Source organism: Paenibacillus sp. FSL F4-0236 (assembly GCF_038000135.1).
In the GTDB taxonomy this organism is placed as follows: Bacteria; Bacillota; Bacilli; order Paenibacillales; family Paenibacillaceae; genus Paenibacillus_AQ.
Genome location: NZ_JBBOBK010000001.1, coordinates 877040 through 890683 on the forward strand (window position 1 = coordinate 877040; position 13644 = coordinate 890683).

The window sequence follows — 13644 nt, forward strand, 5'->3', positions numbered from 1 at the left end:
TTTATTTGGATCATAGTAGCCTAAGGGGAAAAGAATATAATAGAAGAAACAGATGCAGACAACAAAGAGGAGGGGACATCAGTGTATAGTATTTTTCTAGTTGATGATGAAGAAATAGGCCTTGAGATGATGAGAGATTATATCCGCTGGGAAGAAATGGGTATTTATGTCGTCGGAACTGCGAGTAATGGTAGAGAGGCTCTAGAGAAGATAGAGGCCATTAGACCTGATATTATTCTTACAGATGTCCAGATGCCGATTATGAACGGTATTGAAATGGCTAAAAAAATACATGAGAGCTATGACTGGATGCAGTTAATGTTCCTGACTGGGCATGACGAATTCAACTATGTAAAATCGGCTCTAAATGTAGGTGCTGTTGGATATTTACTGAAGCCCCTCGACTTGAATGAAATTGGAAGCGTTATCGCAAAGGTGAAGCAGCGCTGTGAGGAAGTTCAAATGAAGAAACGTTCCATGGAGGCGGCTAAAACGAACCTTCTTAAGGAGCTTTCCTATGAAAAAAATGCGGAACATGCCGCTGATCTGGCGACCAGCTATTGCAAGCTTACCCGTGAGTCTGAGAGGAATCGCTACGCAATGGCGCTGTTCAGTATCGATCCGATTGAGGCAGAGGGGGAACAGCAGAGTCTGGAGGATTGTAAGAACCGGTTGGTAGCTTTTCTGGATCATTTCTTCAAGTCGAAGAATATAGAGACGGTATTTGTGCCCTACAAAGATGGGGAGGTAGGTGTGTTTATGGAAGCACGCCAACAGCCTGGGTATTATGCGTGGGAGGATCTGGCCGCGGCTATCCGAAGTGGACTGGATTTCACAGTGACGGCAGCAGTCGGTGCACAGGAAACCGAATTAACGGAGGTTCATTGTCTGTATAAGCAGACGCGTGAAATCCTAAACGAGCGTTTCTATAAAGGTACGGGTTCAATTATTCATGCCTTGGCGATTTCAAACCAGTTTGATAGTGAGCATGTGCCACCTTTTAATAGGAAAGAGTGGTTTGAAGCTATCAATCAGCTAGATTTCGAGCAAGCCGCACAGAAGCTGCATCAGTATTTCGAGGGGCTAGCCACACTAAGAATCAAGAAAAAAAATATCTGCGATTGGGCGATTGATCTTGTCGACGAGCTGCTGGAGCAACTGCATCAACCTGTTCCTGAGGGGGTTAAACGGGCGGAGTTATATCATTCCATCTATAATGCACTGACTTTAAATGAGATTGAGGATTTGATCCTGGGCACTGCAGGCAATGCTATGAGCTTGCTGGGTGAGCGGCTTATGGACAAAAACACGAAGCTAGTTCACAAGGTTCGCAGTATGATCGACCAGAATTTTGATCAGCCGATTACGATCAATAGCTTATCTGATCAGGTTTATTTATCGCCCAACTATTTACGCTCCATTTTTAAAGACAAGACTGGTATCACGATTCACGATTATTTAACACGTATCCGGCTCGATAAGGCTACAGAGTTGCTGGCTGACGGCTCGCTCAAAATTCAGGATATCGCCCAAAGAGTCGGTTACGAAAGCACATCTTATTTTATCTCCCTATTTCTGAAGAACCAAGGGGTTACACCTAACGAGTATAGGAAGAGTCTATAATTGTGCCAGCGCTTCAGTTCGGCAAATAGGAAATAAAGTTACTTTCCCTTACGAATAGTAAACTTGCGATATGGATATTAATCCCTCTGCTTTTTACAATTAAGCATGTATTATAACTAGCACATGTGAGGGGCTTCATTCATCAAGGCAATCAAAGGAGTTTTAGTTCATCGAAAATCGGTAGCGCTTTCAAGATGCTTCTTAACCAACTCCTTTAATGACTTGATGGACAGATATAGCCCGAATATCACAAAAGTGCAAGGAGACCTACAAACGGAGGGATTAAATGTTTGGGAAAGCAATGAAAAGAGGATTTTTGTTCTTTGTCATCATCTGCTTGGTAATAGGCAGTGGCGGTCAGTTTGTCAGTACGGTTTATGCCGATGATACGGAGAATACTACCTATGAAGCTGAAGCTGATGGAAATGCTATGACTGGCAATGCTTCTATTTCTGAACACCCAGCGGCTTCCGGGGGGCAGAAAGTCGGAGGCATGTATCAAGGAAGCACTTTGCAGTTCAATCATGTGACTGTAAGTGAGAGTGGGAATTATAAAATTACAGTGTACTATATCTCTGGCGATTCGCGGCCATTCAATATCAGTGCCAATGGCGGCGATAAGCAGTTTGAAGAACCACCCAAGACAGTGGACTGGGATACGGTGGGAACTTATGATGTGACACTTCCGCTGAATGCTGGAGAGAACAGCATCCTGATTGATGACAACAACTGGTATTCTCCAGACATCGACAAGATCGTAATTCGTGGACTGGACGACAGCGACCCAGGTGAAGGATCTGGAGGCGACTGGAAGGAGAAGCTGCATGGTGCAATCATAGAAGCTGAAGCGCCTGAAAATATAATTACAGGCAACGCCAAAATAGCGGACAGCAGCGTTGGTTCCGGTGGAAAAATTGTAAAGGATATGAATAAAAACAGTACTTTACAGTTCACAAATGTCACTGTGCCGGCAGCGGGAACGTATTTGATCCGTATTTCCTATATTTCCGGTGACCAGCGGCCTGTCTATATGCAGGTGAATGATGGACTGGATGAATTGGTTGATCTGCCAAAGACAGCAAGTTGGGATACGGTAGGAACTTATGATGTAGAAGCCTCCTTGCAGGAAGGGCTGAACACGATCACTTTCTCGGATCATGACTGGTACTCTCCAGATTTCGACCGGATTGAAGTCATTCCGTATACGATCAGTTATGAAGCGGAGTCTCCGGTCAATGATTTAACTGGAGAAGCGCGAGTTGGCGATAGCCCGAATGCTTCCGGTGGACAGAAGGTAGGGTATCTGAATGGCGGCAGTTCCTTAACTTTCAATAAGATTACGGCTCCGATGACAGGGGATTATCGGATCACGGTAGCTTATTTCTCAGGTGACCCGCGCAGCTTATACCTCAGCGCTAATGGTGGGGCAGAGCAGTATTATGAACTGCCAAAGACACCAGACTGGGATACGGCGCTCACATATGAGCTTACACTGCCTCTGAACGAAGGCGAGAATACAATCAAATTCTCAGACGGCAACTGGTACGCGCCAGATCTGGATCGAATTATTGTAGAACCGGCATTGGGTACAGATCCTAATCCTCCAGTTGAAGAGGATGGTGATCTGGGGACACCAGGGACTTCGAATAACTACGGGGCCATCACCGTTACCGAATATACTTATGGAACTCTCGTATCGAATGGACAATATGAGGTTTCTTTTAATACTAAGTCTGGATACGCAAGCTACAAGTGGACGGATGGTCAGAAGCTGCAAGGAATCTATAGCAGCATCAAACTCGGTGATACTCTCATTGAGACTACAAGCTATGAGAATCATGCAAGTGCTGGTGCTCCAGTAGAAATTCAGGATGGCTTTGGCAAAGGAGTGAAGCTTACTTTTGTTCACACCTCAGCTGGACAGCCAACGCTCAAACAGGTTTACAAGTTTTATGACGATCAGAAGTATTTCTTAACTCGTCTGGATGCCATTAGCGATACGGCGCTACAGACTAATTATATGTCGCCTATTACCGTAAAACGTTCAGGTGGAGTAGATATCGGTGCCAGTGCAGATAACCGGGTACTGACCGTTCCTTTTGACAATGATGCTTGGATTCGTTATAAATCTCAATCTATGAACCGAGCGGATACCAGCTATGAAATGACGACTATTTTTAATAACTCGACACGCAGCGGCCTTGTGCTCGGGTCGGTAACTCATGATACGTGGAAGACCGGGATCGACTGGAAAGGTTCTTCTAATCGGCTGAATGAGCTAGCGGTTTATGGCGGGGCAGCCAGCGACGTTACACGGGATACCCAGCCTCATGGCATGCTTACAGGTGCAGAATTGTCTTCGCCGATGATTATGGTGGGGGCATTCAGTGATTATCGCACAGGACTCGAGGAATACGGAAAAGCTAATGCGATCATCACACCTCCACTGTTGCTGAATCCTGAGTTGCCGCAAGGCGTACCTGTTGGTTTTAACAGCTGGGGAGCTTACGAAGGTACACTTTCATACCAAGACGTTGTGGATGTCTCCAATTATTATAAGGAGCACCTAAATGATTTCAATAATAACGGTAATGTATTTATTAATATGGATTCCTATTGGGACAATTTGAATGATAAGCAGCTTGCTGACGCTGTATCAGTAATTAAGGGCAATGGTCAGCATGCAGGTATTTATTGGGCACCATTTGTATATTGGGGCAACAATATGAGCCAGCCGGTAGAGGGTACCGACAATAAGTATACGTATGGCGATATTGTCCTCAAAGATGCCGAGGGTAAACCGCTGCCGACGCTGGATGGGGCTTTTCCTCTGGATGTGACACATCCAGGTGCTAAACTGCGCATGAATTATTTTTTGGACAAATTTAAGGATCTGGGCTTTACCTTCATCAAATTGGATTTCTTGACGCACGGTTCGCTTGAGGGACAACATTTCGATCCAACCATAACGACAGGGATTCAAGCTTACAATGAAGGAATGCTTTATGTGAAGGATCGTTTGGATGGAAAAATGTTCATTAGCGCATCTATTGCGCCAATCTTTCCAAGCCAATATGCACACAGCAGACGTATTTCCTGCGACACCTACGGCAAGATCAATGAAACGGAGTACATGCTGAATTCGTTAACTTATGGCTTCTGGCAAAATGGCACGATCTACACCTATACGGATCCCGATCATTTGGCGTTGGCCCGCGCTTCCAGCTTAACTGAAGCTCGCAGTCGAATGAACTCTGGCGTTATCGCCGGTACCGTACTTCTCGGCTCTGATGATGTTAACGATCCAAAGGCACAGGAGTACATGACTGCTTTGTTTAACAACAAGGAGGTTCTCGAATTAGCGTTAAAAGGAAAAGTGTTCAAGCCGCTGGAAGGAAATACGAATGCAAATGCAGCGGATACTTTTGTGATGAAAGACGGCAACGATTATTATCTGGCTGTATTCAACTACAGCGCCAATGCTTCTGCAGACAAAACGGTGAATCTTGGTAGAGCCGGACTGGACGTAGCGGATTCGTACACGATGCAAGACCTATGGACGGGAGAGGTTTCGACTATTTCAGGAACACTCGCGTTGTCTTTGCAGCCGACAGAATCGAAACTGGTAAAATTGACAGCTGCACCTAAGAAAGTAACAGGTGTATCGCTAGATAAGACAGAGCTAACATTAACCGCTGGTGAAACCGGAAAGTTGACGGCTACGCTATCTCCGGAAGAGGCGGCGAATAAAGCAGTACACTGGACTTCGAGCGATACGTCTGTAGCTGCCGTAGTGTATGGAACGGTAACAGCTGTAAATGCTGGGAAAACCACAATTACTGTGGAAACAGTAGACGGCGGCTTCAAAGCTGCGGCAGAAGTTACAGTCAAAGCAGCCTCCACTGTAGAACCGGGAAATCCTGAAGTCCCTGCGAATCCGGGTAACAACAACGGTACTCCTGGTAGCATTGTAGATCAAGAGAATGGCGCGGGCACTCTAATCCTTACATCAGAGATGCTGAAAGTGGATCGTGCATCTGGTAATGTCATCGTGGAGATTAAGGGAGATACACAGCAGATACAATTATCCTCCGATGTAGTTCGCCAGTTGGCGAATCATACGCTGGTTTTGAAGTCGGGTAAGTTCTCCATAAAGGTGCCTGCGGATCTGCTCCGCCAGTTGCAGAGCAAGCTACCGGAAGGTCAGCGGGATGATAGCACGATAACCCTGAAATTAGCACCACTCAGCAGCAAGGCGAATGAGATCATTGCTGCAGCGGAGGGAACTACTCAAGCACAGGTTAGACTCATGGGTGATATCTATGAGTTCAGTCTGTCGGTGACCACGAAAACTGGCACAACAGAAATGCTTTCTGCGTTCGAACAACCCATTACGCTAAGCCTGACAGTGGGAGAAGGCTTTGATTCCAAGCGTGGAGGCATTTACTATATTGCGGATAACGGTAAGCTGGAATATATCTCTGCGAATTATGCTGATGGTGTATTGACAGCACAAGTTAACCACTTCAGTAAATATGCTGTGCTGGAGCTCAAACGGACCTTTGTCGATGTGCCAGCCAATCACTGGGCTAGTCCTGCAATCCAAGAGCTGGCGGCGAAGCTGTATGTTCAAGGGACTAGCAAAGACAAGTTTGAACCAAACCGTGCGATTACGCGTGCCGAGTTCACCTCTATGCTCGTTCATTCCCTAGGGTTGACCACAAGGGGAGATGTTAGCTTTGCTGATGTTGCACCGTCTGCTTGGTACGCGGAGTCCATTTCTATCGCTTACAAGGCGGGCATCGTGAGCGGCAGGAGTGCGACCAAGTTCGAGCCGGCTGCACAGATTACCCGTGAAGAAATCACGGTCATGTTAATGAAAGCTTATGAGCTGAAGAATGGCAAAGTAACTGTTGCTTCAACTGATGTGACATTCAAAGATATGAAGCAGGTCTCCTCTTGGGCAGCCGCTTCTGTAAAGGGAGCAGCCAGCCTAGGACTGGTTCAAGGTCAAAATGAAGGTCTATTTGCACCAAAAGGGATCGCTTCCCGAGCAGAAGCGACCCAAGTGATTTATAACTTGATTATGAAGTAAAATATTGCAAATATACAAATGAACGAAGGAGTTAAGCAATCTCTAGATGCTTAGCTCCTTCGTTTTTGGTGTTCACTGAAGCTTTATTAAAATGATAATGGTTATATCGAGGGGCTCGTGGCAAGCTCGTGGTAACTAGGCTAGGTGAGAGCGATTAGGGAAAATCTCCCTAAAAATAGCCAAAAAATTCTTGGATGCGATGTAATTAGGGAAATCCTCCCTAATAATCGGGCGAATTCTGAATTCACCTCCAAATCAGCAAATAATCAGGGAGGATTTCCCTGATTATCAGTATAATGAGCAAAAATCGCCAAATTTCAGGGAGGATTTCCCTAATTGTTAATCAATATTTCTGATTTCTCAATAAGCTTTGCGGTTATTCAGATGCGTCGTTCCTTACATTTCCTTTTGTGGTAAGCGAATTTGCACAGTGGTTCCTATTCCGAGCCTACTAAACACAGTAACGCCGTAATGTTCACCAAATCTCAGTTTTATCCGTCGATCTACGTTTGAAATCCCATAACCTCGCCCGGGTTTATCGTCAAGTAAAGTGTGAAGTGTCTCACGGCTCATCCCCATGCCATCATCAATTACAGATAGAATAATATCACTATTTTCGACTATGCCTTTGATATGAATATTTAGCGGGCTTTCCTGATTCCACACCGCATGAAGCACCGCATTTTCTACAAAAGGCTGCAAGGCTAGCTTGACTGTAGAGTAAGGTAAGATCGCTTCATCAATATTGTAGGTGATGTTCAGTTGTCCTTTGAATCGGATCAGTTGAATGGCATTGTAGCTTTGCGTCAGCTTCAATTCTTCATTAATAGTTAAGATGCTCTTTCCTTTATTCAGGGAGATGCGATAAAACTTGGCGAGATGAAGCACCAAATCCTGAATGCGAGTATCTTGATGTTTTAGGGCAAGAGACGAAATGGAGCCCAGTGTATTGTACAGAAAATGGGGGTTGATCTGGGCCTGAAGCAGGTCAAGCTCTGCCTCCTTATTCTGTAGCTCCTTCTGATACACTTCGGTGATTAGACTTTTTAAGCGTGTAGTCATTTGCTTGAAGGCAAAATGAAGCTGGCCAATCTCATCATTGCCTAAATATTCATCATTCGTAGGGTTGAAGTCACCACGTTCTAGCCGCCGGATCATTCGGATTAACATTCGAATACGCTTGCTAAACATCGATGCAGTAATATAAATCAGCAATAATGCGACGACTATAAAGCCTAAAGAGATTTTGATGATGAGCTCTGACAGTGATTTCGCATCCTGAATGATACTGTCATAAGGGAATATAGAGACGGTTTTCCATCCATTTGTGAGCGTGTTATAGACGGCGAAAGCCTTTTCCCCTTTATAGGTAGTATCAAATCTGCCAGAAGGCAATTCATCAAAGTTCTGGTCAAGCATTTCCGGCAGACTTGTATTTAATAATTGTTTGTCGGCGGCTGATAAAATAAGGCCCTTGTCATTAACGATAAAAATATCTTTGCCGCCTGCTTCTTTCTCCATTAAAGAATAGATCACCGATTCGGATATTTCGAAGACCAGAATACCGTAGGGATATTGGTTGCGATTATTGTTCAGTAACCTAGCCAGTGTAAACATTGCGGGATTATCTTGTGACTGCGGTGAGGACAGATGAATAATATTCCCGTGAGACTGCATCAGCTGCTTGTACAGCTCTGTCTCCTTCACTTCGGGTGTAACCGGCTTGATATAGTAATTATCTTTGGGCAGTGATGGATTGTCGGAATAAATGAAAACGCTACCAAAATCGGGATAAGCAGCCATTACCGTGTCTATACGATTGCCAATATATTGATAGACGTCCAGATAAGATGGATCATCTTGATATTCGCTCGTGAGGTAAGTGGCTAGCCTATTATCCAAGTAAATAGAAGCGGAAATATGCTCATAGCTGTCCAGTTTGTTCTCCAGGTTCTTGTTGATTTGGGCCGTTGAATTCATCATATTGATGTAGATTTGATCGGTCAGCTTTGATTTTGTAAGTTCGAATGAAAAATAGACAAAAAGCATCATTGGAATAATGGTGACCAGAACGAACACGAGGAATAGCTTGGAGCGAAAGCTAAGGTCGATAAAAGGCATATAAATATACTTTTTGTAAAAATGACGCATCGTAGAAGTCCCTTCTTTACTGTGAATTCACGGAAAGCCAAGTTTATCATATCAGACTGAATATCGAAATCCAATGCTCGAATGTTCAGAAACTCCTTTAAAAAGCGCTATCATTCGGAGGATTGAAGTATAGAAAGGAGCCCTATACGGACTTAAGATAAATAGGAGAGAAGCTGAATCGAGATGTAGCAGGGTATGCTGCACTAAATAAAAAGGGAGGGTATTTGATGCATAAAGCAAGCGCTATCAAAACAGTCAGGGGCAATAATTTTTGGTACAGATTAAAAGAGCAGAAATGGTTATTTTTGCTAATGCTCCCTGCCATAATTGCGACATTGCTATTTTCCTATGGACCTATGTTTGGTATGTATATGGCATTTACAAACTATCAACCGGGTGGAGGAACATTTTTTCAACAATTTTTCCATGCTGACTTTGTTGGCTTTAAGTGGTTTGAATATTTCTTTACCACAGGAGACTTCTACCGTGTAATGCGTAATACGCTTGCGACAAGCCTCTTGACCTTGTTATTCGGGTTTCCTGCGCCGATCATACTCGCGCTTGTGCTGAATGAAGCAAAACAGGGATTTTTCAAACGCTTTACACAGACGGTTTCTTATCTCCCGCATTTTATCTCATGGGTTATCGCCGCTAACATTGTAATTACGCTGCTAGCTTCCGATGGGATGTTCAATAATCTTTTAGTAACGCTCGGGATTGTTAACGAACCGGTAGCTTTTCTACAAAACGGACCCTTATTCTGGTGGATTATCGCCTTATCTAATATGTGGAAAGAAATGGGTTTTAGCGCCATTATGTACCTAGCTGCAATATCCGCTATTAATCCAGAGCTTTACGAAGCCGCAAGAGTAGATGGAGCTAGCCGATTCAAGCAAATGTGGAATATTACGCTCCCTGCTTTACGTCCAACTATTGTGATATTGGCCATTCTTGCAGTCGGAGGTATTTTGAATGCCGGCTTTGAACAACAATATCTGTTGCAAAATAACACTGTACTTGAGTACTCGGAAGTTATCGATATTTATGCATACAAATACGGGTTACAAAACAGCATGTTCTCCTACGGGGCTGCCGTGGGGGTATTCAAATCCGTTATTGCCTTCATTCTTGTTGTAATCGTGAATCGAATTTCTAGAAAAGTGAACGACCAAGCGTTGTTCTAAATAACAAAATGGAGAGGAGCGCTTGAGATGTTTTTGAACAGATACGGAGATCATATCTTTAAGTGTTTTGTATATTTGATTCTTATCCTTGTGTTGCTAGTTACCTTCTTACCTTTTTGGAATATTCTCGTTCTTTCATTAAATGCTGCTGAGGATACTGTTCGTGGCGGCGTCTACTTTTGGCCAAGAGATATCACCTTTGATAGCTACAAACAAATTTTGAAAGATACCGAAATTATGAATGGGATATGGGTAACAGTTAAACGGACCGTAATTGGTGCACCACTGTCGGTTCTTGTGATTACGATGCTTGCTTATCCGCTAAGCCGGCGGAATTTGATGGGACGCAAGGGTTGGAACCTTTACTTCGTCTTTACGATGTATTTCGGAGGCGGTTTGATTCCTTATTACATGGTGCTTAAAGCCCTGAATATGATCGACACTTTCTCCGTTTTTATTCTGCCAGGCTTGATGAATGTCTTCTATATGATTATTGTCCGTACCTTTATGGAGGGATTACCTGGTGAGATTGAGGAGTCAGCGAAGGTAGATGGAGCGAACGACTTAATGATTTTCTTCCGGATTGTGCTGCCGTTAACAACACCAGTACTCGCGACAGTGGGCCTCTTTCAGGCAATATCGCATTGGAACTCGTGGTTTGACTCCTATGCATTTACTTACAGCTCAGACCTGAAGACCTTGCAAGCTGTCCTCGTCAAAATACTGAGTCAATTCCAGACCGGAGGTATGGTATCGCAATCGCAAATGCTGGCAAACTCCGCCAAGCGAAATGCTGTTTCAAGCGATACGATCCGGATGGCAGCGACGATGGTTGCAACATTGCCTATCGTTCTAGTATATCCGTTCCTGCAAAAGTATTTTGTTAAGGGTATGACTTTGGGAGCTGTTAAGAGTTAATATGATTAAATAACCGAACGCCAGCCGGAGAGGAGTTGTCCAGCTGGCGGCCCTGAAGGGGGGTGAGCGGACAGACTTGCTTGGTTGCTTGATAGACTTGTGACGTAACTTAATTAATGGGAGGAATTAGGGTGTCTATGATAAAGAAAAACAAATTGTTGAGCGTAAGTATAACTGCTGCATTATCTGCTTCACTATTAGCGGGCTGTGGCTCTAATGATGGAACAGACAATACAAACAAAGCGGCTGGAGACAATACAAAACAAGAGCCGATTACACTTACATGGTTTGATTCAAATACTAAGGGAGAGCCTTTTACTGATGCTGTCGCCCAAGAAATCACTAAAAAGACTGGCATTGAGATCTCTATTCAGCAGCCAACAGGAAATCCGACAGAGAAGCTAAGCTTGATGCTTGCCAGCGGTGACTATCCGGATGTGGTCGTGATGAGCCGTGGGGATGCTTCACTTGATAAATACATTACAAGCGGTGCCTTTATTCCACTCGATGAGCTGATTGAGAAGAATGGCCCTGATATCAAGGAAATGTATGGCGACACACTGACCAAGACTCGTTATAAAGATGGAAAGAACTATTACTTGGCTAACTGGTATGGACTAGATAGTGATCCAGTCTTCGGGATGCTGATGAGAAAAAATCTGCTTGCAGATCTGGCACCGGACAAAGCAGATGGCTCAACACCGCTTACAACAGATGAATTAGAAGCGATTTTGAAGGATTTTAAAGCGAAAAACAAAATGATTGATGGAAAAGAATCGATTCCAATGACCATGAACGGCGAGAATATGGGCGCCAACCTTGGAACATTCAAAGGCATGTGGGGTCTGAAAACTTACTATGATAACAATGGAACATTGCAATATGATGTTAAGGATCCAAAGTATCGTGAAATGTTGCTCTACGTAAATAAATTATACAGAGAAGGTCTGATTGAGAAGGAATTTGCGATTAGCAAAACGCAAACTTGGGTTCAAAAGCTGGCTACTGGCGCAGTATTCTCCACACCAGGCGCTTACTGGGATCCAGGTAACGGGAACGGAACTTTGAAGAAGGATGGCGGAGAAGATAATCAGCTCTTCCCATACAAGGTTGTTGCCCCTGGAGTAGACCCTGCCCAAACGACATTTGGACCAAGAAGCTCACTTGGATGGGATGCTATCGCTATTACTAAGAACAACAAGCACCCTGAAGAAACAATGAAGCTGTTCAATTTCTTGGCAAGTGATGAAGGACAGCATTTGCTGCTGTGGGGCCAAGAAGGCGTTCAATACACCATGGTGGATGGCAAGAGAAAACCGGACCCTGCATTCTTGGATAGCTTCAAGGAAAACTGGGACGACACAGTCAAGAAGAGCGGTGTCCGCAAATGGTTGTGGTTTATCAAGAATGGTCTGGATGCAAATGAACAGCCTTACGATATGGCCGTTAAATATCAACGCAGTGAAGTAGATCAGATGGCAATCAAGAGTCTTGGGGATTCCGTATGGGATACAGCGGCATATGACAACTTGAGCCCTGATGGCGGAACACCTGAAGCACTGACTGCACAGAAGGTAAAAGATATTATGGATCAAAGCATTACGAGAGTAATCATTGCTCCTACTGAAGCCGAAGCCAACGCGACATTCGATAAGATGCTTGCGGAAATGAAAAAGGCTGGGGATGAGAAAGTAGAAGAAATCATTAACCAGAAGTACGCAGAGCGTATGGAGCTGTGGAATTCAAAATAATTATTGTAAGGGCTTCCTCTCTGCATTCAGACAGAGGGGGAGCCTTTTTCTATGTTTTCAAATGTTAATTAAACTAGTCTATTAGCATGCGCATTTTTGCGGAAAACCAGCGGGGCCTGGTGATAGTACTTTTTGAATTGATGATAGAAATGGCTGACATTGTCAAAGCCGGACTCCAGAGCAATTTCGACCACACGTAGTTCAGTAGTAAGTAGCAGATTACGTGCCACGTTGAGCCTAAGTTGGTTGATATATTCTGTTGGTGTCTGGTTCAAGTACTGGCGAAAGGCCCGGTTGACATGACCGGCGCTTCTGCCCGACAACTCGTACAGGGCATGAAGGCCTTTGTTTAAGTTTTCTTTTAGATGCATCTTGGAAACGGCATGTTCGAGCCACAGTGGGAATTCTGGCTGCTCGATGGTTTCTGGAGAGAAAAAATGCTGGGTAAGTGTATCTACGAGTATTCCTTTCAGATAAATCCTGGACTTTACTTTGTCTAAGGTAGAAAGCATTCGGATGCGTTCGAAAGAACGAATGAAATCATCCATCTCCAGTTGAGATAACATGGCGATTCTAGGGAGCGGAGTATTTAATAGCCCGTGCAGGAATTCTTCTTCATTCAGGTAACTAAAGGCATCATTAATGAAGCTTTTTCGGCAGGGAATGTTCAGAAAGCGGCAATCGCTATCCCCGTCAGCTTCATAGCAATGGGTATCATCGGGCCGGATGAAGACAAGGCAGCCAGATTGAAGAAGCTGGGTAGCCCCGTTGACGATATGCCGGCATCGGCCTTCAGTGAGTATGAAAAATTCATAAAAATCATGCGTATGTTCTGGGGATACCTGACTCAGAGATTCTACCCAGAAGGGATCAGCTAGCAATTCGGGGTTTATATGGCTTGCCTCAGTGTATTTGATCATGT

General features: G+C 44.2%; 7 protein-coding genes. 5 read left to right on the forward strand and 2 right to left on the reverse strand.

Annotation, left to right across the window (positions count from 1 at the left end; genetic code table 11):
* Positions 1-81: 81 nt before the first annotated feature.
* Entirely contained in the window at positions 82-1623 is a 1542-nt protein-coding gene (locus NSQ29_RS04015) for a response regulator (protein WP_076300757.1), read from the forward strand.
* Positions 1624-1909: 286 nt separating this feature from the next.
* Complete coding sequence (locus NSQ29_RS04020; protein ID WP_341124415.1) at positions 1910-6718, forward strand: S-layer homology domain-containing protein; 4809 nt, start codon at positions 1910-1912, stop codon at positions 6716-6718.
* A gap of 396 nt (positions 6719-7114) precedes the next feature.
* Here NSQ29_RS04020 and NSQ29_RS04025 read toward each other — a convergent pair whose 3' ends face one another.
* Positions 7115-8869, reverse strand: coding sequence for a cache domain-containing sensor histidine kinase (locus tag NSQ29_RS04025; protein WP_149646666.1), 1755 nt, complete (start codon positions 8867-8869; stop codon positions 7115-7117).
* A gap of 227 nt (positions 8870-9096) precedes the next feature.
* Between NSQ29_RS04025 and NSQ29_RS04030 the strand changes: the two genes are divergently transcribed.
* The 3 genes from NSQ29_RS04030 (at position 9097) to NSQ29_RS04040 (ending at position 12722) form a co-directional block, all read left to right on the forward strand.
* The gene (locus tag NSQ29_RS04030) at positions 9097-10053 is read left to right on the forward strand and encodes an ABC transporter permease (RefSeq protein ID WP_042190740.1); all 957 of its coding nucleotides are present in this window, start codon (positions 9097-9099) and stop codon (positions 10051-10053) included.
* Positions 10054-10080: 27 nt separating this feature from the next.
* On the forward strand, positions 10081-10971 hold the full coding sequence (locus NSQ29_RS04035; RefSeq protein WP_042190738.1) for a carbohydrate ABC transporter permease: 891 nt from the start codon (positions 10081-10083) through the stop codon (positions 10969-10971).
* Positions 10972-11108: 137 nt separating this feature from the next.
* Positions 11109-12722, forward strand: a complete 1614-nt coding sequence (locus tag NSQ29_RS04040; protein WP_341126727.1) for an extracellular solute-binding protein — start codon at positions 11109-11111, stop codon at positions 12720-12722.
* A 68-nt stretch (positions 12723-12790) separates the two neighbouring features.
* Here the strand turns inward: NSQ29_RS04040 and NSQ29_RS04045 are convergent, their stop codons facing one another.
* The gene (locus NSQ29_RS04045; protein WP_341124416.1) at positions 12791-13642 is read right to left on the reverse strand and encodes a helix-turn-helix domain-containing protein; all 852 of its coding nucleotides are present in this window, start codon (positions 13640-13642) and stop codon (positions 12791-12793) included.
* Positions 13643-13644: the final 2 nt, after the last annotated feature.